This window comes from Winogradskyella sp. SYSU M77433, assembly GCF_029911945.1.
Classification (GTDB): domain Bacteria; phylum Bacteroidota; class Bacteroidia; order Flavobacteriales; family Flavobacteriaceae; genus Winogradskyella.
In genome coordinates, this window is sequence record NZ_JARYTG010000001.1 from 504,095 (window position 1) to 530,868 (window position 26,774).

Annotated in this window: 23 protein-coding genes; 6 read left to right on the plus strand and 17 right to left on the minus strand. The window is 34.1% G+C overall.

The window, feature by feature from the left end:
* Position 1: 1 nt before the first annotated feature.
* The 12 genes from QGM60_RS02205 to mraZ all read right to left on the minus strand — a co-directional run bounded on the left by QGM60_RS02205 (position 2) and on the right by mraZ (position 12,623).
* Positions 2 to 721: a cell division protein FtsQ/DivIB gene (locus QGM60_RS02205; protein WP_281138596.1), complete on the minus strand. Its 720-nt coding sequence runs from the start codon at positions 719 to 721 to the stop codon at positions 2 to 4.
* On the minus strand, positions 711 to 2,063 hold the full coding sequence (murC, locus tag QGM60_RS02210) for a UDP-N-acetylmuramate--L-alanine ligase (RefSeq protein WP_281138597.1): 1,353 nt from the start codon (positions 2,061 to 2,063) through the stop codon (positions 711 to 713). The genes QGM60_RS02205 and murC overlap by 11 nt, the downstream gene beginning before the upstream one ends.
* Positions 2,060 to 3,157 carry an undecaprenyldiphospho-muramoylpentapeptide beta-N-acetylglucosaminyltransferase gene (gene murG, locus QGM60_RS02215; RefSeq protein WP_281138598.1) on the minus strand — a complete coding sequence of 366 codons (1,098 nt, stop codon included), beginning with the start codon at positions 3,155 to 3,157 and terminating at the stop codon, positions 2,060 to 2,062. The genes murC and murG overlap by 4 nt, the downstream gene beginning before the upstream one ends.
* Positions 3,157 to 4,344: an FtsW/RodA/SpoVE family cell cycle protein gene (locus QGM60_RS02220; protein WP_281138599.1), complete on the minus strand. Its 1,188-nt coding sequence runs from the start codon at positions 4,342 to 4,344 to the stop codon at positions 3,157 to 3,159. Before QGM60_RS02220 ends, murG begins: the two co-directional genes overlap by 1 nt.
* Positions 4,345 to 4,386: 42 nt before the next feature.
* Positions 4,387 to 4,812 carry a hypothetical protein gene (locus tag QGM60_RS02225; RefSeq protein ID WP_281138600.1) on the minus strand — a complete coding sequence of 142 codons (426 nt, stop codon included), beginning with the start codon at positions 4,810 to 4,812 and terminating at the stop codon, positions 4,387 to 4,389.
* 2 nt (positions 4,813 to 4,814) lie between these two features.
* Positions 4,815 to 6,146 carry a UDP-N-acetylmuramoyl-L-alanine--D-glutamate ligase gene (gene murD, locus QGM60_RS02230; protein ID WP_281138601.1) on the minus strand — a complete coding sequence of 444 codons (1,332 nt, stop codon included), beginning with the start codon at positions 6,144 to 6,146 and terminating at the stop codon, positions 4,815 to 4,817.
* Positions 6,146 to 7,387, minus strand: a complete 1,242-nt coding sequence (mraY, locus tag QGM60_RS02235) for a phospho-N-acetylmuramoyl-pentapeptide-transferase (RefSeq protein WP_281138602.1) — start codon at positions 7,385 to 7,387, stop codon at positions 6,146 to 6,148. Before mraY ends, murD begins: the two co-directional genes overlap by 1 nt.
* Before the next feature lie 86 nt (positions 7,388 to 7,473).
* Positions 7,474 to 8,937: a UDP-N-acetylmuramoyl-L-alanyl-D-glutamate--2,6-diaminopimelate ligase gene (locus tag QGM60_RS02240; RefSeq protein ID WP_281138603.1), complete on the minus strand. Its 1,464-nt coding sequence runs from the start codon at positions 8,935 to 8,937 to the stop codon at positions 7,474 to 7,476.
* Positions 8,934 to 10,895 (minus strand): penicillin-binding protein, encoded by a 1,962-nt coding sequence (locus tag QGM60_RS02245; protein WP_281138796.1) that lies wholly within the window; start codon positions 10,893 to 10,895, stop codon positions 8,934 to 8,936. Before QGM60_RS02245 ends, QGM60_RS02240 begins: the two co-directional genes overlap by 4 nt.
* 57 nt (positions 10,896 to 10,952) lie before the next feature.
* Positions 10,953 to 11,273 carry an FtsL-like putative cell division protein gene (locus tag QGM60_RS02250; protein ID WP_281138604.1) on the minus strand — a complete coding sequence of 107 codons (321 nt, stop codon included), beginning with the start codon at positions 11,271 to 11,273 and terminating at the stop codon, positions 10,953 to 10,955.
* A complete protein-coding gene (gene rsmH / locus QGM60_RS02255; RefSeq protein ID WP_281138605.1) occupies positions 11,270 to 12,166 on the minus strand; it encodes a 16S rRNA (cytosine(1402)-N(4))-methyltransferase RsmH in 897 nt (298 codons plus the stop codon). The genes QGM60_RS02250 and rsmH overlap by 4 nt, the downstream gene beginning before the upstream one ends.
* On the minus strand, positions 12,153 to 12,623 hold the full coding sequence (gene mraZ, locus QGM60_RS02260) for a division/cell wall cluster transcriptional repressor MraZ (protein WP_281138606.1): 471 nt from the start codon (positions 12,621 to 12,623) through the stop codon (positions 12,153 to 12,155). The genes rsmH and mraZ overlap by 14 nt, the downstream gene beginning before the upstream one ends.
* Before the next feature lie 285 nt (positions 12,624 to 12,908).
* Between mraZ and QGM60_RS02265 the strand changes: the two genes are divergently transcribed.
* A complete protein-coding gene (locus tag QGM60_RS02265) occupies positions 12,909 to 13,673 on the plus strand; it encodes an alpha/beta hydrolase (RefSeq protein ID WP_281138607.1) in 765 nt (254 codons plus the stop codon).
* Between the two features lie 53 nt (positions 13,674 to 13,726).
* Positions 13,727 to 14,341: a ribosome biogenesis GTP-binding protein YihA/YsxC gene (yihA, locus tag QGM60_RS02270; protein WP_281138608.1), complete on the plus strand. Its 615-nt coding sequence runs from the start codon at positions 13,727 to 13,729 to the stop codon at positions 14,339 to 14,341.
* A 3-nt stretch (positions 14,342 to 14,344) separates the two neighbouring features.
* Here yihA and QGM60_RS02275 read toward each other — a convergent pair whose 3' ends face one another.
* Positions 14,345 to 15,439, minus strand: coding sequence for an ABC transporter permease (locus QGM60_RS02275; protein ID WP_281138609.1), 1,095 nt, complete (start codon positions 15,437 to 15,439; stop codon positions 14,345 to 14,347).
* A gap of 9 nt (positions 15,440 to 15,448) precedes the next feature.
* The gene (locus QGM60_RS02280) at positions 15,449 to 17,629 is read right to left on the minus strand and encodes a carboxy terminal-processing peptidase (RefSeq protein WP_281138610.1); all 2,181 of its coding nucleotides are present in this window, start codon (positions 17,627 to 17,629) and stop codon (positions 15,449 to 15,451) included.
* Between the two features lie 173 nt (positions 17,630 to 17,802).
* On the opposite strand from QGM60_RS02280, the gene surE reads away from it, so the two are divergent.
* Genes surE through QGM60_RS02300 form a run of 4 tightly spaced genes read left to right on the plus strand, consistent with a single transcriptional unit; the run spans position 17,803 to position 22,288 of the window.
* Complete coding sequence (surE, locus tag QGM60_RS02285; RefSeq protein ID WP_281138611.1) at positions 17,803 to 18,576, plus strand: 5'/3'-nucleotidase SurE; 774 nt, start codon at positions 17,803 to 17,805, stop codon at positions 18,574 to 18,576.
* 6 nt (positions 18,577 to 18,582) lie between these two features.
* The gene (gene lpxB, locus QGM60_RS02290) at positions 18,583 to 19,704 is read left to right on the plus strand and encodes a lipid-A-disaccharide synthase (protein ID WP_281138612.1); all 1,122 of its coding nucleotides are present in this window, start codon (positions 18,583 to 18,585) and stop codon (positions 19,702 to 19,704) included.
* Positions 19,705 to 19,712: 8 nt separating this feature from the next.
* Positions 19,713 to 20,225, plus strand: coding sequence for a C40 family peptidase (locus tag QGM60_RS02295; protein WP_281138613.1), 513 nt, complete (start codon positions 19,713 to 19,715; stop codon positions 20,223 to 20,225).
* A 32-nt stretch (positions 20,226 to 20,257) separates the two neighbouring features.
* Positions 20,258 to 22,288: a ComEC/Rec2 family competence protein gene (locus QGM60_RS02300; protein WP_281138614.1), complete on the plus strand. Its 2,031-nt coding sequence runs from the start codon at positions 20,258 to 20,260 to the stop codon at positions 22,286 to 22,288.
* 72 nt (positions 22,289 to 22,360) lie between these two features.
* On the opposite strand, the gene QGM60_RS02305 is transcribed toward QGM60_RS02300, so the two are convergent.
* From QGM60_RS02305 to QGM60_RS02315, 3 genes are all read right to left on the minus strand, one after another.
* On the minus strand, positions 22,361 to 22,921 hold the full coding sequence (locus QGM60_RS02305; protein ID WP_281138615.1) for a thioredoxin fold domain-containing protein: 561 nt from the start codon (positions 22,919 to 22,921) through the stop codon (positions 22,361 to 22,363).
* A gap of 83 nt (positions 22,922 to 23,004) precedes the next feature.
* Entirely contained in the window at positions 23,005 to 25,122 is a 2,118-nt protein-coding gene (locus tag QGM60_RS02310; protein WP_281138616.1) for a peptide MFS transporter, read from the minus strand.
* 75 nt (positions 25,123 to 25,197) lie between these two features.
* Positions 25,198 to 26,763, minus strand: coding sequence for a peptide MFS transporter (locus QGM60_RS02315; protein ID WP_281138617.1), 1,566 nt, complete (start codon positions 26,761 to 26,763; stop codon positions 25,198 to 25,200).
* Between the last annotated feature and the right edge of the window lie 11 nt (positions 26,764 to 26,774).

A 26,774-nucleotide genomic window follows, 5' to 3' on the forward strand; every position in this document is an offset into this window, starting at 1 on the left:
TTTACTTTTTGGTGCAAATAACTTGTTTATCAAACTTTAGATTAATCACTTTGTAATTGTCCAAAATTTTATCTTTCAGCGCTTTTTGATAAAAGGCTTTAAAATTGTTTATCTTTTTTTGTAGATTTTTTAGAGTTCCTACATGAACCAAAAAATCACTTTTACGTATTTTAAAATCAATGGTTTTATCGTCGTTTTGACGAATCTCAATGATATATTTTTTTAAAAACTCATCTTCATCTACAGCTTTAGCAAATTGAAAAACCGTTTCGAGATTATTTTTCATAACATTACCTGTTACAAGTGGCACTCTTGCTGTATAATTAGAGGATAAAGGCATGTAAGAACCTTCATCATCTATATAATATGAAGCATTAGTATTGACCCTTGCGATAGGTCTTTTTTGTTCTATTTCGGCTGAAAGCTCACCGTTTACTGACATAAACACCTCAGCTTTCTTTATCATTGGATTAGAATTTAGGGCAGTTTCTAATTCGTTCAAATCTATAATTTCTTTAGGTTGCTCCGTAACTGGTCGTTGATTTTGTATTAACAATTTACTAACAGTAGCATCCGTGATAAAGAGTTTATTATCGCCTAAAAACTTAATGTTTGATTTAACAACTTTCCGTGCATCGTTTCTTTTATTAGAAAACGCGAACAATCCACCAACCAAAATCAGCAAAACAATGATTTTTATGTAGTTATAATTAATTCGCAACACTAAAAGCTTCTTTTATATGTTTTACTTCTTCTCCAATATCTCCAGCACCAATCGTCATTACAATATTGGTATCAGATTTTTTTATTTCATTAATTAATTCTGATTTTTGAATTAACTTTTTGTTATCGTTTTTAATTTTATTCAACAACCATTCCGACGTCACACCTTCGATAGGCAATTCTCTTGCTGGATAAATATCTAACAGGATAATTTCATCGAATTTTGAAAGACTTTCTGCAAAACCATCTACAAAATCTCTTGTTCTACTGAACAAATGCGGCTGAAAAACTGCCAATACTTTTTTATCTGGATACATCTCTCTAACTGCTTGATGCACGGCATTAATTTCTTCTGGATGATGCGCATAATCATCTATAAAAACAAATTCATCTGTTTTTATTTGATAGCTAAATCGACGCTTTACACCTTTGTAAGATGCCAAGCCTTTAGCCAACTGCTCATGAGAACAGCCATATTCTAAAGCCATCGCCAAGGCAATTATGGCGTTAGACAAATTATGTCTACCTGGTAGATTAAACTCTAGATTTCTATAAGTACCATTCGGTGTTTTAATATCGAAAATGTATGATCCATTTTCAATCCTTACATTTTTAGCACTATAATCGGAATCATCTTCTATACCATAGGTTATACCTTTTAGTGGTAGACCATTTTTTACAAATAATTTACCATTAGGTTTTATTCTTTCAGTAAAATCTTTAAATGATTTTATCAGCTCAGAAGCATCTCCATAAATATCCAAATGGTCTGCATCCATTGATGTGATGCACGCTAAATTTGGCGAAAGAGTTAAAAAAGAGCGATCGAATTCGTCCGCTTCTACCACGGTAACTTCTGTTCCGTTTATAATCAGATTTGAATTATAATTTTCACTAATTCCACCTAAAAATGCCGTAACCGGAGCGTCACAACTATTCAACAAATGTCCTAAAATGCTTGTTGTGGTAGTTTTTCCATGTGTACCAGCCACAGCCAAACAAGTGGTTTGTTTTGTTATTTCACCTAAAATAGCCGAACGTTTTAAAACCTTAAAGTTATTGTCGATGAAATAGTTTAATTCGGTATGGGATTTTGGTATCGCTGGTGTGTAAACAATCAGAGTTTCATCTTGATTCAAAAACCTTGAGTCGACATGTTTTACATCATCTTCAAAATGAACAGTTATACCCAATTCCTCAAGTGCTCTTGTAATATCTGTCGGTACTTTATCATATCCTGAAACATGCTTACCATTAGCCACAAAATAACGTGCCAAGGCAGACATTCCAATGCCTCCAATTCCAATAAAAAAAACGTTATTTACAGCTTTTAAATTCATCTATTTTTCAATAGTTTTTCAACTTCATCAACAATATCATTTGTAGCATTTACCAACGCTAACTTTTCTATATTTTGCCTTAAAAATTTTCTCTTTTCTTCATTAGAAATCAATTCGACAAATTCAGATTCAAAATCAGTATCTAGATCTTTTTCTCTTATCAATACCGCTGCATTTTTATCCGCTACAGCCTTTGCATTTTTGGTTTGATGATCTTCTGCTACATTTGGAGATGGAATAAAAATCGTTGGCTTTCCAACAATACACAATTCCGACACAGAAATAGCTCCTGCTCTTGAAATGATAACATCTGCTGCTGCATAAGCCATATCCATATTATTCAAAAATGCATGTACCTGAACACTATTTAACTCATTATATTTTTTGTACTGATCGAAATACAATTTCCCACATTGCCAAACCACCTGAACATTATTAGCTTCAAACATTTCAATATTTGCTTCGATAAGCTGATTGATTCTTCTGGCTCCCAAGCTTCCACCCAAAACCAATAAAGTATGTTTACTATGAACTAATTTAAAAGTATCTTTTCCTTCAATTTGCTTTCCTTTTACTTCCAACAAATCTTTACGAATTGGATTTCCTGTTAGTTTAATTTTTTCTTTTGGGAAGAATTTCTCCAATCCTTCATATGCTACACAAATAGAGTTTACCTTCTTCCCCAACAGTTTATTAGTAATACCTGGATAGGAATTCTGCTCCTGTATTAAACTAGGAATTCTTTTTGAAGTCGCCACATGAAGCAATGGCCCACTTGCAAATCCACCTGTTCCAATTACTACATCTGGCTTAAAGGATTTTATTATTTTTTTAGAACGTAAAATGCTACTTATTAACTTAAATGGAAATGCTAGATTTTTTAACGTTAATTTTCGTTGAATTCCAGAAATCCAAAGCCCTTCAATTTTATAGCCAGCTTGTGGCACTTTATCCATTTCCATTCGATCTGAAGCACCAACAAATAGAAATTCGGCATCTGGATAACGAGATTTCAATTCATCCGCAATAGCTACTGCAGGATAAATATGACCTCCTGTTCCTCCTCCTGATAATATGAATTTATAACGACTCATTAAATTGCTTCACTTAAAATATCCAACGGATTTTCTTCCGATTCTTGTTCTTTTATTTCTTCGCGCTTAGCACTAACACTTAATATGATTCCGATGGCCATACAGGTCATCCAAATTGAGGTTCCACCACTACTAATAAGCGGTAAGGTTTGTCCTGTAACTGGAAACAACTCCACTGCAACTGCCATATTAATCAATGCCTGAAACACAATTGGCAAACCAACTCCAAGCACTAATAATTTACCAAAAATGGTATCTGATTTTTGAGACACAATAACAATTCTAAACAATAACCACGAATACATGATTAGCAAAAAGATACCACCAAACAAACCGTACTCTTCAATAATGATGGCGAAAATAAAATCTGATGAGGACTGTGGTAAAAAGTTTTTTTGTACGCTTTTTCCTGGACCTAGGGGTGTTATTCCTGTAGCTATTGCAATTTTGGCTTTTTCAATTTGATAATCTTCTTCAGTATCTTCACCATTAGCAAAATTTTCTATTCGGCTAATCCATGTATCCACACGGTTTGGCATAGCTTCTGGAAAAGCTTTAGCTGTCAAAATAAACATAGTCAGCGCTAACAGCCCTGTTCCTATAATAATCAAAAGATATTTTACTGGATAACCACCAATAAAAGCTAACATCATCACCATAGTAAATATGATTGCTGTTGTGGAAAAGTTAGCTGGAAGAATCAATATCAAAATCAAAAATACTGGTCCCCAAAGCGGTAACAACGTTTCTTTAAAACTAACTTCTTTATCTTTTATCTTCGACAAATATCTAGCCACATAAACCATCAAAACTACAGCGGCTAATGTTGATGTCTGAAAAGACATATTAACAATAGGAATCTGAATCCAACGGCTCGCGTTAGCACCATCAATAGTAGTACCTTGAAGCATAGTAATAATCAACAGCACGAACACTATCGGAATCATAATCATCGATAGGCCTCTGAAATACTTATAAGGCACTTTGTGCACTCCAAACATAATAGCAAAACCAAGCGCTAAATGCATAAAATGCTTTAAGAAAAAAGAAAATGTATTACCCATACCTCCAACATAAGCCAAATTACTCGCCGCACTGTATACAGGTAAAAACGAAAATATGGCCAATAGCGTTACTATTGCCCAAATCGCCTTATCTCCTTTTATTTGCTTAAAAATATTATTCATATCATCTATTATCCACAATCAATAGCCCTAGGAAGCACCTTACTAAATTTCAGCTCTTCTATAAGGTAGTATTTCATACAGTAACTCTATATCGTTATTAACCTTGTATTGATTTAAATTATTTATCACATAACTTTCTTTACCATAAAACACTTCCCATAACCAAACAAAAAATATCTTAGAATCTTTTGTTAGTTCAAATGAAGGCATAGAACGCTCAAAAACCTCTTTAAAATCAACCTCATTGGTTGTCAAAAAATACGACAGTGAATTTTTAAAAATTCGTTGAAATTGATCTTTTTTATAATTATAATAGAACGGTATTAATATTAAATATTTTATTAAACTTTTAACCTCTCGCTCATCTTCCGTATTTACATCCCCAAGAACATCTTCACATTCGTCTATATCATAAAAGCTTGCAGAAACTAAGACCTCTGAAATAAAATATTTATTTACCAAATTCATAGTTAAAGGTTTCTTACAGCATTTTTAAATTGACGACCACGATCTTCATAGTTTTCAAATAAATCAAAACTCGCACACGCTGGTGACAACAATACATTATCACCTGCTTCAGCCACTTTATATGCTATTTTTACAGCTTCGCTCATGTATTGGGTTTCAACAATAACATCAACCATATTTCCGAAGGCTTCAATTAGTTTTGCATTATCTACACCCAAACAGATAATCGCCTTTACTTTTTCATTTACGAATGGAAATAATTCCTTGTATTCATTCCCTTTATCGACACCTCCAACAATCCAAACTGTTGGCGCATCCATACTTTCCAAAGCGAAATACGTTGCATTAACATTAGTTGCCTTAGAATCATTGATGTACTGCACTTTATTGATCTTAAGCACATGCTCCAAACGATGCTCAACACCCTGAAAATTCTCTAAACTCTCTCTTATGGTTTGTTTTCTTATTTTAAGTAAATGCGCCACAGTTGATGCTGCCATTGCATTTTTTACGTTGTGCTTTCCTTCCAAAGCTAAATTTTCTGTCGGCATAATTATTTGGTTATTATCTATTGTTATTATTATTTTATTATTGTCTAAATATGCACCTTCCTCAATGACTTTAGTCAGTGAAAAAGGCAGTTTTCGAGATTGAATTGGGTTGTTTTGCAACCACTCATTGATAACCTCATCATCAGCATCATAAATGAAAAAATCTTCTTCAGTTTGATTTTCTACAATTCTAAATTTTGAAGCGATATAATTTTCAAACTTGTAATCGTAGCGATCTAGATGATCTGGCGTAATATTGGTTAAAACCGCAATTTTTGGTTTGAAATCCACGATATCATCGAGCTGAAAACTACTAATCTCCAACACATAGTTTTCGTGATTTTTCTCTAAAATCTGTTTTGCGAAACTGTCACCAATGTTACCAGCCAAACCCACATCCAATTCTTGCTTCAGCAAATGATGCGTAAGTGTTGCGGTAGTAGTTTTACCGTTACTTCCCGTTATACCGATTAAAGTTGCTTCTGTGAATTTTGATGCAAATTCAATTTCTGAAACAACGGGAATTCCTACTTCACGAATTTGTTTCACCAAAGCCACTTTATCTGGTATCCCAGGACTTTTCATTACGATGTTTGCATTCAGAATTTTTAATTCTGTATGCTGTTCATCTTCAAATTCAATCTCATTATTTAAAAGAACGTCTTTGTACTTTTCTTTAATTTTTCCTTTATCAGAAACAAAAACTTCATAGCCTTTTGCTTTTCCTAAAAGCGCCGTTCCTACTCCGCTTTCACCTCCACCAAGAATTACCAACCGTTTCATTATCTAATTTTCAATGTAACGATGGATATAATTGCCAGCAAGATTCCGATAATCCAAAATCGAGTTACAATTTTACTTTCATGATATCCTGATTTCTGATAATGGTGGTGCAATGGAGACATCTTAAAAATGCGCCTCCCTTCACCATATTTTTTTCTTGTGTATTTGAAATAACTCACCTGCATTACCACAGATAAATTTTCCGCTAAGAAAATACCACACAGTACAGGGATTAACCATTCTTTTCTTACCGCAATAGCAATTACCGCTATAATTCCACCAATTGTCAAGCTTCCTGTATCACCCATAAACACTTGTGCTGGATATGTATTATACCACAAGAACCCTATTAAAGCTCCTACGAATGCCGCAATGTAAATAGTGATTTCCTCAACCCTTGGTATGTACATAATGTTGAGATATTCCGAGAAAATGATATTACCTGAAACCCATGCAAAAATTCCTAATGTCAGTACAATTATGGCTGATGTACCTGCTGCTAACCCATCAATACCATCGGTAAGATTTGCACCATTAGAAACAGCCGTAATAATGAAAATACTCACCAGAATAAAAATGACCCATGCATATTTTTCTAAATCAGGACTGATCCATGTGATTAAGTTTGAATAATCAAACTCATTTCCTTTCACAAACGGAATTGTGGTTTTTGTTGACTTTTCCTCAGCATCAAATAATTTTGCTGGAGCAATGTCTGGATCTTGTGCTAACAAGACCTGTTGCTGCTCTACTGGTAATTTTTCCTTTATAGTAACATCATCACTAAAAAATAGTGTAGCACCTACGATGATTCCCAATCCTACTTGGCCTAAAACTTTGAATTTACCTTTTAGACCTTCTTTATCATTTTTGAATTTCTTAATGTAATCATCAATGAACCCAATAGTTCCCATCCAAACTGTGGTAACCAGCAAAAGAATGATGTATATATTTTCAAGTTTTGCCAATAACAACACAGGAATTATGGTTGCTAGAATTATGATGATTCCACCCATAGTTGGCGTACCTGCCTTCTCAACTTGCCCTTCTAAACCTAAATCACGAATAGTTTCACCAACCTGTTGTTTTTGTAAAAACTTTATGATGCGTTTCCCATAAATTGTCGAAATCAAAAGCGACAATATTATAGCCATAGCTGCTCTAAAGGTTATAAACCCAAAAAGCGAAGCTCCAGGTATCTGAAATTGTTGTTCTAAATATTCAAATAGGTAATACAGCATCTTACTTTTGTAATTGTTTCACTTCGACAAGCTCAGTGACCGTTGTAGTCTCATTGCTTACTGTCGTTTATTTTTTTGTTATTGTCTTACTTGTTAAGCTTCTTTAAATAATCTTGCACTATTTTAAAATCATCAAAATCGAATCGCTCTCCTTTAATTTCTTGATAGGTTTCATGTCCTTTTCCCGCGATAAGAATAATATCATTTGCTTCCGCCATTTGACATGCCGTTTTTATCGCTTGTCTTCTATCTGTGATTGATAATGTCTTTTTGAAATTTTGAGGTTCAACTCCTTTCTCCATATCTTCAATAATGGCTTCAGGAACTTCGCTACGTGGATTATCGCTAGTAAAAATCACTTTTGTACTTAAAGCCGAAGCGATGTGCGCCATTTTAGGTCGCTTGGTCTTATCTCTATCTCCACCACAGCCAACAACCGTAATTAATTCTTCATTTTTAGTACGAATACTATTTATTGTTTCCAGTACATTTTTCAATGCATCTGGTGTATGCGCATAATCTACAATCGCTGTGATTTTCTCATCTGAAATGAAATACTGAAAACGTCCCGAAACATTTTCCAGCTCACTTATCAATCTCAAAATTTCATCTTTTCCTAAACCTAAAAGTTCAGCAGCACCATAAATTGCTAGAATATTATAAGCATTAAAATCACCTATTAATCGTGTCCACAATTCACTCTCATTCACCTTCAGTAATAAGCCACTAAATTCATTTTCTAAAATCTGCGCTCTGTAATCAGCGTAATTCTTTAAAGCGTAAGTGTATTTTTTAGCTTTTGTATTTTGAAGCATTATCAAACCATTTTTATCATCCATGTTAGATAATGCAAAGGCTTCTTTAGGCAACTGATCGAAAAATCGTTTTTTAACATCCCTATACTCAGCAAAGGTTTTATGATAATCGAGATGATCATGAGATAGATTTGTGAAAATTCCTCCAGCAAACTGCAATCCTTCAGTTCTACTTTGATGTATACCATGAGAGCTCACCTCCATAAAGCAATATTCTACACCTGCCTCATTCATCATCTTTAAATATTTATTTATCGTTAATGAATCTGGAGTAGTATGTGTCGCTTTATAAGTTTCATCAGCTACCATGATTTTAACCGTTGACAATAAACCAACCTTGTAACCCGCTTTTTTAAAGAGTTGATACAACAAACTAGATACCGTAGTTTTTCCATTAGTACCTGTTACACCAACAAGTTTTAAGTTTTCGGATGGATGCTCAAAATAATTGGCAGCCATAAAAGCCAAAGCCTGATTTGAATTTTCAACTTCGATATAAGTAATTCCGTTTTGAAGATTTTCTGGCAAAACCTCACACACGATAGCTGTCGCACCATCTGCTATAGCTTTCTCAATGTATTTATGCCCATCTGTTAATGTCCCAGTAATTGCCACAAAAACATCATTAGTTTGAATTTGACGTGAATCAAACTCAATCTTTTGCACGGTAATGCCTGTGCTACCAACAACAGCATTAATATTAACCTTATACAATATGTCTTTCAATACCATCATGATGCTTCTAAAACTATTGTTTGGTTAGCTTGTAATTTTTGATGCTTGTCTACGGATTGCTTTCTCACCACTCCACTTCCGGTAATTTTCACCTTAATACCTACAGGCAGATTTTCCAACAAAGCCAATGCGTCCATAGCAGGCATACCAACTACGTTTGGCATTAACTCTCTATATTTTCTGGAATTTTCATAATAACCTTCAAAATCATTCTTCACTAGATTACTCTTATAATCAAGGTTTTTGATTTCATCTACTATAGGAGTATCTGTATAAATCTTTTGAGCAATTCTTTTAAACACAGGACCAGAAACGTCCGCACCATAATAACCAACACTTTTATCAGGTTCATGAATTACCACAATACATGAATATTTAGGGTTATCCGCTGGAAAAAAACCTGCAAAAGATGAGATATAGTTTAATTTATCCCTATTTCTATAATCCTTTTGACATGTTCCTGTTTTACCTGCCATGGAGAAATTTTCAGAATACAATCTATGCCCTGTTCCATGCTCCTTTTCTACCACATTCTCCAACAACTGCTTTACTTTCTTCACAGTTTCTTCTGAACAAATTCTAGGATTGATTACTTTCTTCTCAAATGGCTCAACCACTCTATCATACTCCTTAACCTCTCTTAAAAACCTAGGCTTTACCATTTCACCATTGTTTGCAATGGCATTATAAAAAGTTAGTGTTTGAAGCGGAGTAAAAGACACACCATAACCATAAGCCATCCACTGTAGCGCAATACCACTCCATCTACCGTTTTTTACTCTTGGATCTGGAATTATAGGACTTGGCTCACCAATTATTGGAAGATCAAGACTATCGTTAAGATTCATAGCATACAATCTATCCACAAATTTGCTTGGCTTATTTCTGTATGCATTATCAATAGCTTTTACTATTCCTGTATTTGAAGAAACCTCAAAAGCTTCAGAAACTGAAATCTTGCCATAACCACCATGTTTTGAATCTCTAACTTTTTTACCATAAAAAGTCAGAATCCCCTTTTCCGTATCAACAACATCACTAGTATCTATAACCCTATCCTCTAAAGCTGCAGTTACAGCCATTAACTTAAACGTAGAACCAGGCTCATGACTTTCTCCTACAGCATAATTCAATCGTTCGTAATAATGTCCGTTAGTATTTCTTCCTAAATTAGAAATGGCTTTTATTTCTCCTGTTTCAACTTCCATAACCACCACACACCCATGATCTGCTTTGTATTTTTCTAATTGTGCCAACAATGCGTGATGCGCTATATCTTGAATATTGACATCTAAAGTTGTATAAACATCATAACCATCTTTTGGCTCTACTTTATCAAAATCGTAAATTGGTTTCCAATTGCCATTACCTATCTTTTGTTTAGTTCGTTTACCATTTACACCTCTTAAATATTTTTCACCAAAAGCACCGTCTAACCCAACTCTTGTTGCATAATTATTTTCATCTATACGCTCATAACCAATGGAACGTGCAGCAATTTCACCCATCGGATGTTCACGTCGTGTAGTTTGCTCAACTATTAAACCTCCTTGAATTGCACCAAGCTCTAAAAGCGGAAAGTTTCGCATTCTTATATAATCTGAATAGCTGATGTTTCTTGCGAGTAAGAAATATCTATTTTTGTTATTTCTCGCTCTTCTAATAATGTTTTTGTAATACGAAGCTGGCTTTCCTTTATACACACTAAGCGAATCTGCAAGTGCATTTATATATTTTTCAAAAACTACATCTTTAGGCTGAATCGCATCAATACGTATATCATATTTAGGAATAGACGTTGCCAACAAACTACCATCAGCAGAATAGACATTACCCCTATTGGCAGGTATTTCGAAATCTCGCAACGTACGCTTTTCTGCAAGCGCTCTATATTCATCACCTTGAATAAACTGAATACTAATCAGCTTGAACACCACAGCAAGCGCAAATACAAACATGCAGCCTGCCACGAAGTACAATCTGTTTAATATGTTGGTTTCTGTTGTTGCCAAAGTTTATTCTTGGTTTGATTTTACTATTATTTTTGTTGGTGGATTTAATGAAATTTCAATTCCTCTTTCTTTCATTTTAGTCTCCACATAAGACTCCTTTTTGAGACGCATTAATTTGCCTCGCTTATCCACAAAGGCCGAACGAAGCTCTTTCACTTCATTTGTAAGCCTCGCTATTTCATATACTTTTTTATCTGCACTATGAGAACTCGCAATCATAACTATAGCCAGTACTGAAATAAAAATGATGATACGCCAATTTTTAAACGAATCATCACTAATCAGAAACCTGCCTCTTAATATGCTATAGATGTTTTTCTTCATAGTTTCTCAGCAATTCTCAGCTTTGCACTCCTTGCTCTATTATTCTCTTTAATTTCTGTTTGCGAAGGCACAATTAAACCTCCCACTTTTTTTAACGGCACTTCAAAATTTCCAAACACATCTCGCACTGGCTCACCTTCAAACAACCCGTTTCTTATAAATCGTTTCACCAATCGATCCTCTAAAGAATGGTAAGAGATAAAACTTAATCTCCCACCTGTTTTTAAAACCTCTGGCATCTGCAACAACAACTCCTTCAACACTTCGATTTCTTGGTTCACCTCAATTCTTATCGCCTGATATATTTGCGCCAATACTTTATTCTCTTTCTTATGGTTCAAAAACCGCTTCAAAACAGTTTTTAATTGCTCACTCGTTTTTATTTCCCCATTATTTCTTTCCGAAACAATCACCCTTGCCATTGCTGGAGCCTGTCTTAACTCACCATATTGCAAAAGCACATCTCTAATTTGCTCTTCAGAATACTCATTTATCACTTCAAAAGCAGACAGTTTATTAGATTGATTCATTCGCATATCCAAATCCGCCTCAAAACGTGTTGAAAACCCTCTTTCAGCAACATCAAATTGATGCGACGATACACCAAAATCCGCAAGCACACCATCAACCTCCTTTACACCATAAAATCTTAAGAACCTTTTTATATATCTGAAGTTTTCATTTATCAACACAAAACGATCATCTTCAATTACATTCTCTAAAGCATCTTTATCCTGATCAAAGGCAAACAACTTTCCTTCTTCACCAAGTCTCGACAATATCTCTCGACTATGACCACCACCACCAAATGTTACATCTACATAAACTCCATCAGGACGAATATTCAAACCATCCACCGTTTGTTTTAACAACACTGCGTTATGATATTCCATCGACCTCATCATCTTGTCCCATTACCTCTTCAGCCAAATCCGCAAAATCTAATGCAGCATCATCAATAGCTTGCTCGTACTTATCCTTATCCCAAATCTCAATGATATTCACAGCAGAAGCCAAAACAACTTCTTTTGTAATTCCCGAAAAACCCATCAAGTCTTTCGGTATCAACAATCTTCCCGCATTATCAACCTCTACCACTTTCACACCAGCAGTGAATCGTCTTATAAAATCATTGTTTTTTTTCTTAAAACGATTAAGCTTATTGATCTTTGCCATAAGCACATTCCACTCAGCCATTGGATACAATTCCAAACACGGCTGAAACACCGCTCGCTTTAAAACAAAACCATCTTGCAAAGCCGACGACAACTGCTTTTTGAGCACAGCAGGCACCATCAGCCTTCCTTTTGCATCAGCTTTACATTCGTATGTTCCTATAAATGAATTCACAAGGTTTCGCTTACAACTTCAACGATTTAAATTCAAATATATTGAAAAATTATCCACTTTTTACCACATTATCCCACTTTGTTGATAAGTTTTGAATTTTAGAAGTCTGATTTACATCTAAATTCTAGAAATACAGACACATCACAGTTAGTTAAAATTGTGGGAGATATTAACAAGCAAAAAATATTTAGACGGTAAATGAAATGACCGATATTTTCAGCATTATATTTATATTCTAAAGGATTTAGTTATATTTGTTTTTAACATTTAACCGCTAATATGTAAATGGCACACCTTTTAAAAAAAGAAAAGGATTATAGATATATTGAAGTAGGAGAAGGCACACCAATTATAGTACTTCATGGATTAATGGGAGGGCTAAGTAATTTTGATGCCGTTACCAAATTCTTCAGCTCTAATGGGTATAAGGTTATTATACCTGAACTACCGATATACACCATGTCTTTACTTAAAACTAACGTAAAGAGCTTTGCTAATTACCTAAAGGATTTTATTGAATTCAAAGGTTTAGATAATGTTATTTTGCTAGGTAATTCCCTTGGTGGTCATATCGGTTTATACCACACAAAACTTTACCCAAATAAAGTAAAAGCCCTTATTATAACAGGAAGCTCTGGTCTTTATGAAAGCGCTATGGGTAGTGGCTACACAAAACGAAGCGACTACGAAGTAATTAAGAAGAAAGCACAAGATGTTTTTTTCGATCCTGAGGTTGCCACAAAAGAGATAGTAGATGAAGTTTACGAAACCGTAAATGACAGAAATAAACTCATTAAAACTTTAGCCATTGCAAAAAGTGCTATAAGACATAATATGGCTAAAGATTTACCAAAAATGGATACACCAACTTGTATAATTTGGGGTAAAAATGACAACGTAACTCCACCTGAAGTTGCTGAGGAGTTTCATGATCTTTTACCAGATTCTGACTTGTATTGGATTGACAAATGTGGCCACGCTGCAATGATGGAACATCCTGAAGAATTTAATAAAATACTTAATAACTGGTTAGAAAAAAGAGGCTTTTAAAAGATTACATCTTCTTAGAAACTTAAAATCTTACACACCATTTATAAGAAATTATGAAAATAAAATCTGCCGAATTTGTTGTTAGCAATTCTGATGTTGCCAAATGTCCTAAAAACCATTTGCCAGAATATGCATTTATAGGCAGAAGTAACGTAGGTAAGTCTTCTTTAATCAACATGCTTACCGACAGAAAAAGCTTAGCAAAAACTTCAGGTAAACCAGGAAAAACACAACTGATTAATCACTTCGTCATCAATGACAATTGGTATTTAGTTGATTTACCAGGTTATGGTTATGCTAGAGTTTCTAAAACCTCAAAAAAGAAATTCCAGAAATTCATAACTAATTATTTTGAACAACGTCAACAATTGGTTTCTGCTTTTGTTCTAGTAGATATTCGTCATGAGCCTCAAACTATTGATTTAGAATTTATGCTGTATTTAGGTGAAAATGGAATTCCTTTTGGTATTATTTTTACCAAAGCCGACAAATTAAAACCAAAAGCTATTGAGCGCCACGTAGATGACTATTGCCAAGAACTACTAAAAACTTGGGAAGAACTTCCGCCTCATTTTATAACCTCATCTAGCAAGAAGATTGGACAAGAGGAGGTTTTAGGCTTTATTGAAGCTACTAATGAAGAGATTGAAGCTTTAAAAAATGAATAAATTTTAGGTTTTTACATCCAAAGCATCCCTAAGTGCATTACCAACCAGCATAAAGGCCATCACTAAAATCATAATACAAACTCCAGGAATCATAGCTAAGTATGGCTTTCCTAAAATAATGTAGTTATAATGGTCTTTAATCATCGCTCCCCAACTAGCCATTGGAGGTTGGGCACCTATACCCAAAAAACTTAAGCCACTCTCTATAAGAATCGCAGCTGCAAAATTAGCTGCAGAAATCACAATTAACGGCCCGAATATATTAGGTAGAATATGTTTTGTAATAATTCTGTAATCATTATAACCTAAAGCTTTCGCAGCAGTTACATATTGCATTTCCTTGGCACTAATAATTTGACCACGCACCACTCTAGCCACTTCTACCCACATAGTTAAACCCACAGCTATAAAAACTTGCCAGAAACCCTTACCCAAAGCCAATGTTATTGCAATAACCAACAGTAATGTCGGAATGGACCAAGTCACATTAATAACCCACATAATTACAGCATCAACTTTACCTCCATAGTAACCAGCCACACTACCCATAAGCAAGCCAACAACTAAAGAAATAAAGACAGCGATAAAACCTATAAAGAAAGAAATTCTAGAACCTATTAGAATACGACTAAGATAATCCCTACCATATTTATCTGTCCCAAAAAGAAAGGTTCGGTTTTCAATAAAATTTTTATAATCTGAATTGGGAAATTTAGTGAGTTCCACTTCTTTTTCTACCCCTTTTAATCCATCCGAAGCATATTCAACATAGCTTAAAACACCATTATTAACACTGTAAGACTGAATAGGAATTTCAGTATCTGTATTCTGTTTTCCAAAAAATAATTGTGAAATAAAATTTTGATCCGACTCTATTCCAGATGGTATGGTTAACATTTCAACATTAAAACCAGGCGATTTAGAATGTATAGCCAAATGCATCTGATTTGCATTTTTTGTAGCATCTGGAGCAAAGAGATAAGCAAAAACTGAGATAAGTCCTATGCAGGAAATTATACCCAAACTAAAAACGCCCCAAAAGTTTTTTTTAAACTTTTGAAGCGCTAATGTTGTTAGTGAATTATTTGGTTTTCCCATAGGAAGTTTTTAATTCTTCACAGAGCCTGCTAATTTATTTTTAATAGCATGTGTCATTTTTAAATCATGTAACACATTGATTGCCTCTTCTATGTACACATCTTTTGCTAAAGCTTGATGCCAACGGTTACGCTTTTCTTCAAGTACAGAATCCTTTTCCATCAATTTTATTTCATATGGAAGCGAATTAAATGTAAGGTTTGTTTTGTATTCAGAAAGTTTTTCAAATCGTTTTGCTTCTTGCTCATTTAACTCCATTTCTTTCTTATACTCACTATACTTTAACGAATACACCTCACGGTCTCTTATTTTTTTAACCCATTTAGCATTCGCGTCAATCAACTTTAATTGCTCATTGACAGCCATGCGTTCCTTACTCTTGCTTATTGTAGTATCATAATCAAAATAGTTTTCCCAAACATCATATTCTGCAGCATCAATTTTATCCCAAGGTAATGGGTTTTCCTGATCTTTCTCACCAATATTAATGTAACTATAACGGTCTGGCACAACAACATCACTCTTAACACCTTCTAACTGGGTAGAACCACCATTAATTCTATAGAACTTTTGCGTAGTAAATTTTAGCGCTCCCATATCTCCATTAGTGTTGTTTCTAACCATACGGTTTAAATCGAAAACAGTCTGCACAGTTCCTTTTCCATAAGTTTGCTTACTTCCAATCACTATACCTCTTTTATAATCTTGCATTGCCGCAGCTAAAATTTCGGAAGCTGAAGCCGAAAGCTCATTTACCAGAATTACCAAAGGACCATCCCATACTATCGACTTATCTTTATCACTTAAAACCTCTTTAGCTTCACCTGTTGTTTTAACCTGAACTACTGGACCTTGCTCAATAAACAATCCTGCAATATCAACAACTGTTTGTAAAGAACCACCTCCATTATTTCTTAAATCAAGCACAAGACCTTCAACATTTTGTTCTTTTAAACGAAGGATTTCTTGTTTAATATCTGAAGCTGCATTTCGCTTATCATAATCTTCAAAATCGATATAAAATTTTGGGAGATTGATAACACCAAATGTTTTACCTTCCTTTTCAACCGTAGAAGACTTTGCATAAGTTTCTTCCAACTCAACAATATCTCTGGTAATTGAAATATCCTCAATGGTGCCATCTACTTTTTTAAGAGTTAAGGTTACTACAGTGCCTTTTGGACCTTTAATAAACTTGATAGCGTCATCTAAACGCATACCTACTACATTAACTGCCTCGTCCTCGTCTTCTTGTTTAACCTTAAGGATTTGATCTCCTACTTCAAGTTCGTTCGCTCTCCAAGCTGGACCTCCGCTAATGATTTCATTAACAACGATACCATCCATTTTCTTTTGTAAACGTGCTCCAATACCTTCAAAGTTTCCAGACATATCTCTATCAAATCGCTCTTTATCTTCTGGAGCAAAGTAAAATGTATGAGGGTCAAATTCTTCTACAATAGCGTTTACATAAACCGAAAACCAATCTGTTCTTCTTCTGTCATCAATGTAATCGTAAAGCTCATCAAGAGAACGCTTTGTAGCATCTCTAGCCTCTGATTCAATTTCACTTAAAGTCTTTTTATCTTCTTTAGAATGTGATTTCTCACTAGTTGCAGAAAACAAACTTTCTGGTAGTTCATTAGCACCTAATTCTATATTTCTTTGCGTGATAGCATCATCATAATTTGCGATGGTAGAAAACTTAAGTTGCTTTCTCCAACGTTCTTTCATTTCTTTTTTCGACTTTACATAAGTCAACTTTTCGTAATCCGCAGAATACTCTTCATCTTTTGTAAAATCAAACGGTTTCTCTAAAATCTCAGTGTAGATTTTTTTAGATTCCGCTATACGTTGAAGTAATCGCTGGTGTGTTAAATTGAAAAATGACACATCATATGCTTTAATCTGATCGTCTAATTGTTTTCTGTAAGCATCAAACTCTTCAATATCCGAAGCATAAAAATAACGCTTAAACGGATCAAGGTTATTTAAGTAATCTTCATAAACACTTTCAGAAAAATCGTCATTTATATCTTGTGGATTGAAATGTCCCTGTTCTAAAAGATAAGTGATTAATTGAATCAATAATTTATCTTTATCAGGATCATCGAACTTTTTACTTGTAAAGCTACATGACGCAAAAGCTATCATTAATGCTAGTAGCAAGAACTTATAATTCCCTTTCATAGTCTTATTTTTAAATTTATAGGATTAAGTAGGCTTTCAATATTTCACTAAAATAGCAGAAAAAACCGTGCCATAAAAAATAGCGGCACTAATTTTTTGTTAAAGCCAATATAACCGACAAAAGGTATAGTTTTTTAGTATTTTTACAACACAATAACAATTTTTCTTACACAATGGCCAAACGCCCTTTAATTTTAGTAACAAACGACGATGGTATTACTGCCCCTGGCATACGGACTTTGATTTCGGTAATGAACACCATTGGTGATGTTGTAGTTGTTGCTCCAGACAGTCCACAAAGTGGCATGGGGCATGCTATTACCGTTAACGCAACATTGTATTTAGAAAAGGTAGCCATAGACGGCAAGCAACCCGAGTACAGCTGTTCTGGCACGCCTGCAGATTGCGTAAAATTAGCCGTAAGAGAAATTTTAGATAGAAAACCAGACATCTGTGTTTCTGGTATAAATCATGGCTCTAATTCTTCAATAAATGTGATTTATTCAGGAACAATGAGTGCTGCTTTAGAAGCTGGAATTGAAGGCATTCCTGCAATAGGTTTTTCGTTATTAGATTATAATTGGAATGCCGATTTTGAACACTGCAAACCCTTTATAGAAACAATCACCAGACAGGTTTTAGAACATGGTTTACCTGATGGCGTTGTGTTAAATGTTAACCTTCCTAAACTAAAGAAAGAAGATATAAAAGGGATTAAAGTTTGTAGACAAGCTAGAGCTAATTGGGTTGAAGAATTTGACAAACGCACCAACCCAATGGGAAGAGAATATTACTGGTTAGCCGGAAAATTTGTAAATCTAGACAATGGTGAAGATACCGACGAATGGGCTTTAGAACACGGCTACGTTTCTGTTGTTCCTGTTCAATTCGATCTTACAGCTCACCATCTCATACAGAACCTAAACACCTGGAACCTGAACAACTAAAAAGCTATGAAATACTATATCATTGCAGGAGAAGCTTCAGGAGATTTACATGGTTCTAACCTAATGAAAGCTTTGTTTAAACAAGATGAAAATGCGGAGATTAGATTCTGGGGAGGAGATTTAATGCAAGCTGTTGGTGGCACTTTGGTAAAGCATTACAAAGAGCGACAGTTTATGGGTTTTGCTGAAGTTATTCTCAATCTTAGGAAAATCTTAGGACTCATTAAGTTTTGTAAAAATGATATTGAAAATTTTAATCCGGACGTTATTATTTTCATAGACAACTCTGGCTTTAACCTAAGAGTTGCCAAGTGGGCCAAAGAGCAGAATTATAGAACACATTACTATATTTCCCCTCAGGTTTGGGCATCAAGAGCCAGTAGAGTTGAAAAGATAAAACGCGACATCGACGCCATGTATTGCATCTTACCTTTTGAAAAAGCCTTTTACAATAAGTACAATTATGATGTCAACTTTGTTGGCCATCCTCTAATTGATGCTATAGCAAATAGAACTCAGATTGAAGAAGCCACTTTTAAATCTCAGAATAATCTTAATGATAAACCTATAATTGCTTTGTTACCTGGTAGCCGAAAACAAGAAATCACCAAAATTTTGGGAGTAATGCTAAGTCTTGTTAACGATTTTAAGGACTATCAGTTTGTAATCGCCGGAGCTCCAAGCCAAGACTATGAATTTTACAAGCAGTTTATAAAACAAGACAATGTTAGCTTCATTTCTAATAAAACCTACGATTTACTAAGTGTTTCTTATGCTGCTCTTGTAACTTCTGGAACTGCAACATTAGAAACTGCACTTTTTAAAGTACCGCAAGTGGTTTGCTACAAGGCCAATGCTATTTCTTATCATATAGCGAAACGCATTATTACACTTAAGTTTATATCTTTAGTTAACTTGATTATGGATCGAGAGGTAGTTACTGAATTAATTCAAGCGGATTTAAACAAAAAGCGCCTCAAAAAAGAATTAAATTTAATTTTGAATGGAGAAAAGAGAGAGCAAATGTTCCTCGATTATTTTGAATTAGAGAAGAAACTAGGTGGTAAAGGTGCCAGTGAAAACACCGCTAAATTAATCTACGAAACCATAAAAGAACCCAATATCTAAACTTACAAATGAAAAGACTATTACCTATCCTACTTTTAGTAGTAATCTCAACCAGTTGTAAATCTAAAAAAAGCTACAGCAGCAAAAAAAGGCAGACCTATTCCGTAAAGGTAGAAAACAGTTCTAAGAAACCTTCTAAAGACGCAGAAAGCATTGTGAAATTTGCTAAAACATTTAACGGCACACGCTATAAATATGGAGGAACTACAAAAAAAGGCATGGACTGCTCTGGGTTAATATATACCTCTTTTAAAGAACACAATATTAGCTTACCAAGGTCAACTTCTGGATTACGAAGTTATGGAGATTGGGTAGATTTGAAAGAAGTTAATGTAGGTGATTTAGTATTTTTTGCCACTAGTAAAAATAGTAGAGATGTTAACCATGTTGGTATTGTTACAGATGTTAGACCTGGAAATGTTGAATTTATTCACGCCTCAACCAGTAGAGGAGTTATGATTTCTTCTTTAGCAGAAAAATATTGGTATTTCGCTTTCGTTCAGGCGAGACGTGTTTTATAACCTAACTTTTACTATATTAGTAGCTCATTATCATGAAGTTACTGAATTTTCCTATCATAAAACTGACCGTTTTCCTGATTTTAGGAATTGTAATTTCCCATTACTTTAAGTTAAGCCTAAACCTTATTTTAGTTTTTATAATCCTTAGTGTTATAGCGCTTGGACTCTTATGGATTTTGTTACGCTCAAAAATTGCAAACCATCCGTTTTTTGACATCCTGAGTTTTGTTTGTTTTATTGGTATAGGAATGCTTAGTTACACTATTCAAAATGAAAAATTACTAAGCAATCACTACCTAAACATTGATAAAAGTAATGGAGCTCAAGAAATAATTTTACAGATTGAAGAACGACTAAAACCAGATAACTACAATGACAAGTATATTGCTTCGGTAAAGTCCATTAACAATAATAAATCTTCAGGTAGGCTACTCATTAACTTAAAACCAGACAGTCTTTCTAAACCTTTTGCTGTTGATGACATTGTATTGACTTCAGCAAAACTCACTAATATTCAAAAACCATTGAATCCTTATCAGTTTGATTATTCTGAATATTTAGAATTAAAGCAAGTTTACAAACAACTATATTTAAAAAAGCATGAGGTTTTTCTTCTTTCAAATTCTAAACATAGCATTTATGGATACGCGGACCAACTTAGATCAACAATCAATCAAGAGTTAGTTAATACTGGATTTAAAGGAGATGTCTTAAGCATAATGAATGCCTTACTACTTGGGCAAAGACAGTCTATAGACAAAACAGTTTACAATAACTATATCAATTCTGGTACTATACATATTCTTGCCGTTTCTGGTTTGCATGTTGGAATTTTATTATTGATCCTCAACTTCGTTTTTAGTCCACTACTCTATTTTAAACATGGTAATTTCATAAAAGGCTTAGTCATATTTGTTCTGCTTTGGTCTTTCGCTATTATTGCTGGCTTATCACCTTCGATAACTAGAGCCGTCATGATGTTTAGCATCATAAATGTTGCAATGCATTTAAAACGACCAACAAATATTTATAATACCCTAGCTGTTTCAGCTTTCCTTATTTTACTCTTTAAGCCTACATTTTTGTTTGAAGTTGGTTTTCAGATGAGCTATTTAGCTGTTTTAGGGATTGTAAGTATTCAACCTATTATTTACAAAATCTGGCAACCAAAATATTGGATTCTTGATAAATTATGGCAAATATTTACCGTAACAATAGCTGCGCAATTTGGAGTATTACCTATCAGTTTATTTTATTTCCATCAGTTTCCAGGTTTGTTTTTTATATCAAATATTGTTGTTATTCCGTTTTTAGGATTAATTCTAGGTTTAGGCTTATTGGTTATATTATTGGCATTATTAAATGTGCTTCCAAGTTTATTAGTTGATGTATATAGTACGATAATAAATTCACTTAATGGATTTATAGCTTGGGTAGCTCAATTTGAAGATTTTTTGTTTAGAGACATCCCTTTTACCATAGCTCAGGTGATTTGTGTCTATGTTTTTGTGGTTTCTCTAGTCCAAGTCCACAAACACAAAACTTTCAAATGGGTTGGATTAGCATTGATCACTGTAATCTGTTTTCAAGGTACTTTTTTCTACAATAAGCATCAAAGCGAAACTTCTGCTTTTGTTGTATTCAATAAGAGTCGGTTCTCTATGATTGGCCTACAAAAAAGCAGCAAACTTTTAATTCATCATAATTTAGATACTTCTAAGCGAAAAACAGATAATGTTATTAAAAACTATAAGGTTGGTAGAATATTAAAAACCCTTGAAGAAGATTCTTTACAACACTTTTACACCTATAAAGACTATAAAATTTTAGTAATTGATAGTTTCGGTGTTTATAAAAATATATCTGCAAAAATCGATTATGTTTTATTGATAAACTCACCAAAAGTAAATCTAAACAGAGTCTTGGACAGCTTGAAGCCTAAAACAATTATTGCAGACGCCAGTAATTATAAAACTTATGCGCAACGTTGGAAATTAACTTGCCAGCAAAAAGAAAACCCTTTCCATTACACCAATGAAAAGGGAGCTTTTATTCTTGAGTGATTTCTAAAAACCTATTCTCAATACAATTTTCCTAAACAGGATTTAGGAAAACCACCCGTATTGACGGTTAATCTATTCCTTAAATGTAGGTTTAAAGTTTTTGTAATATTCATTAAACTTTTCCTGTGTCGTCATATCCTTATGTTCATCAGCTTTAAACATTTTTAGATACAACTCTAATTGTTGAGGCTTTAAATAACCTGTAATTGGAGGCGCAATGACATTAGCACTTTCATCAAAAAACACCATTGAAGGATAAGCTCTTACTTGTAAATACCTTGAGAATTCATGCGCACTATTTCGTCTGTTGGCGTTCGCTGGATTATAATTAGGATTACTAAAAGTCTTATCCTTATAAGTCACTGAGGCATTACCTTCTGCATTAAATTTTACGGCATAATAATTCTTATTAACATAGTCAACCACATCTTCGTTATGAAAAGTATTTTTGTCTAGCATTTTGCATGGACCGCACCAATTAGTGTATACATCCATTATAATTTTTCTAGGCTCTTCCTTTTGAAGTTCAATAGCCTCCTCTAGCGTTATCCAATTAATTTCCTTCTCAGCCTTATCACTCACCTTGAAAGATGTAAGTAACACAATAGCAAATATGTAAAGTAGATTTTTCATAACCGATTTGTTGCAATTCTTGTTCCGAACTTACAAAAAATGCTCCTTTTTAGGAGCATTTTATATTATTTTAACTGTTTTGATTAGCGTACACCGTGCATTAGTTTCTTAAGTACTGGGTTTAATAAAAATACCAAAACACCAGCTGCGACAGGGACAATTGTAAAAATCAGGAAGAATGTAGAGAGACTATACTCTTCTGTAATATTTTCAATCTGACCTCCTAAAACAGCCGCTAACTTATTACCTATAGCAATGGCCAAGTACCACATACCAAACATTAACGCAATCATTCTCGCTGGCACCAACTTACTAACGTAAGACAAACCAACTGGAGACAAACACAATTCTCCCAATGTATGGAAGAGGTAGGCTAAAATCAACCAAATCATACTTACTTTAACTCCATCAACTGCACCTGAAGAACCAAAGGCTAAAAGACCAAAACCAACACCCATAATTATCAGCCCTAATGCATATTTAGTAGCTGCACTAGGATTATATTTACTTTCCCACCATTTAGAAAACAATGACGCAAAAACAATTATAAAAAATGAGTTTAAGATACTGAACCACGATACAGTAATCTCTACTTCATTATCTCTAACTTTTGTTATCGTTGCAGACACAATTCCGTTATCTCTATTTAGCGCAATAGCATTTTCTTTGGCGAAAGCTAACCTTTCTTCATCCAAGAAACCAAACTCAGTTCCTTCGTTATTTTTTGTTATGATATTTAATTTATCACCTACATTAAATGATAATGGTTCAGCAATTGATGTTGTTCTAGTAACAACTTTTTGACTTGAATTTGCTTGATTACCTTCAGTTATTGGAACGTAAATAAATTCTAAATTGCCATCTTTGTCAACCTTTTGTTTTCCATCATCATCCATTGCTGGTTGTTCTATTGCAGAATACGTAACATCATATGCAACAGTTTTAAAATCACGGTTTAGCATCCAACCAACAATTCCCCACATCAACAAGAAACAAAGTACCAGCACAACATTTGATCCTGGAATTTTCTTGAATGTTTTTTTCCATAACAAGTATAACACATATGAAATGATGATTAAAGGAATTACCGTCAACAAGGTATTTACGATATTAAATGTCGTTGCAGCTCCTCCACTTAAAAGCCTATCAACATTATCTCTTGCAAAAATAACTAGTGATGATGCGCCTTGCTCAAAAGACAACCAAAAGAATACCGTAAAAAAAGCAAACACAATAAAGGCTATCATTCTATCCCTAACTACAGCTGTATATCTTAAAATCCTTCCGATTACCAAAACTAAAAATAGAGCAAGGGCAAATAGAACAGCTACATACTGACCTTCAAAATCACCTATCTGTAAAGCAGAAAACATATCGATACCTGCAATTTTAGACATCGGGTCATTAATAGCATATCCCAAACCTATAACTGATGAGATAATGATTAATATTTTATCAAAAAGTGTGAAAGGATTAGGTTTTTCTTCTTTTTCAAAATTCTCATCAAATTCAACAGATTCCTCATTGATATTTTGAGGTAATTCAACTTCATTAACTTTGGATGGCTTGGCACCTATTTTTCCAAATAATGGTCCTGATAACCAAAATTGCAGCGTTCCTAAAAGCATAAAAACACCTGCTAATCCAAACCCATATGCCCAGCCTATTTTCTCTGCTAAATAGCCACACAACATCATACCGAAAAAAGCTCCTGCATTAACACCCATATAATAAATGGTGTAAGCTCCATCTTTTTTCTCTGGGTTTTTCTTGTACATCTCGGAAATAATAGAGGTCATTGTTGGTTTAAAAAACCCTGTTCCGATTACTAACAATGCTAAACCTAAATACAGAGAAAACTCAGTTTCTATTGCCATAGAAGCATGACCCAAAGTCATGATAAGCGACCCTATAATCACAGCCCAACGATAACCTGTAAATTTATCCGCAATGTAACCACCTATGATAGGTGTGATATAAAGTAGCATTGCATAAGTACCAAAAAGAGCTCCTGCATTTTCTACACTCCATTCCCATCCTGGATTATAGCCTATAGCTGCCATGGTTAAAAAATTAACCAAAAGAACTCTCATTCCATAGAATGAGAAACGCTCCCACATTTCTGTAAAAAACAATACAAATAGTCCACCAGGATGACCAAGAACCTTATCCTTAAATAGATTTTCAATATCAGTACTCATAAAATAATAGTTAGTTTTAGTTAGTGTAGAAAACCCTTATTACACATAAGGGTTTAGTTATTTAAAATAATATTTTTAATTATTTATTTCAGAATCAGCTAATTCATATTTTTCTGTCTCTAGCAACTCTCTTTCATTATCCTCAGCTCCATGAGTTAATCTTTTTAAAGGTTTTAATAATAAGATCACCAAAAGTCCAAATAAAACTGTGAACACTGTAATTCCAGAGAAAATAGCATATTCACCAAATTCTGAAGCTGACTCGCCAATAACACCTGCCACCTTATTCCCTAAGCCAGTAGCTGCAAAATAAACTCCCATCATTAATGAAGCATATTTTACAGGTGCTAATTTTGTAATAAAAGAAAGTGCTACAGGAGAAGAACATAATTCTCCTATAGTATGGAATAAATAAGCCAAAACTAACCAATGCATCGCAGAACTACCTTTTTCATTAAATTCAGCAGCAGCGAAAATCATAAATACAAAACCTAGTCCCATAATCATTGTTCCTATGGCCATTTTGAAAAGAGAAGAAGCCTCTTTTCCTTTCAGTTTTCTTTTTGCCCAGAAACCTGCAACCAATGTTGCAAATATGATTATAAAACCTGCATTAAGTCCTTGAAACCATGTTGCAGGAACTTCCCAACCGAACAACATTCTATCCGTATTTGTCTTAGTATAAATACTCATTAAACCACCTGCTTGCTCAAAGGCTCCCCAAAATACAATGACAATTAAGAAAGATAATAGAAGCACTAGGTATCTATCTTTAGACACTTTTGTTTCTAAGTTTTTATAAATCATCATCATGATTCCTGCCACAATAGCTATAAACACATAAAGCGCTGTGTAGCCCCAACTATCAACACCTTCATAAGAAAAGCCTGCATAAATAGCATAAGCTATTATTAAGAATACTATCCCTAAATTCACTGGAGACTTAATCAGGTCGCCTAATAACTTACCGATGGAGGCATCACCTTTTTTATCTTCTTCTGTAGGTTTATTACCTACAGTTATTAAAAATTTCTGTCCATACAAATACACTAGCAAACCTAACAACATAGCAATACCTGCTAATCCAAAGCCATAATGCCATCCTATTTTTTCACCAACATAACCTACTATAAATGTTGCTAAAAGTGACCCTAAGTTTATACCTATATAAAAGATACTAAAACCTTTATCTCTTCTAATATCTCCTTGTTTGTATAAACCACCAACCATAGTCGAAATATTTGGTTTAAGTAATCCAACACCTAATACAATTAAAATTAGACCTGTATAGAATGCCCACATTTCATCAAAAGCAAGTATACCGTGACCTGCAACTAAAGTTAAAGCACCATAAAGAACAGCCTTTTTCTGACCTAAAACTTTGTCTGCAATGATACCTCCTGGAATTGACATTACATACACTAGCATAGTATACCAACCATAAAGCATTATTGATTCTGAATCTAACCATCCTAAACCAGGATTGTCTGCAGTTGTTTTTTCTACGAGATACAATGTTAGTAAAGCTCTCATCCCATAATAAGAAAAGCGCTCCCACATTTCCGTGAAGAACAAAACATAAAGTCCTACTGGGTGACCAAAAAGCTCTCTTTGATGCGGTTGTTTAACTGCTGTTGACATATATTTTAATT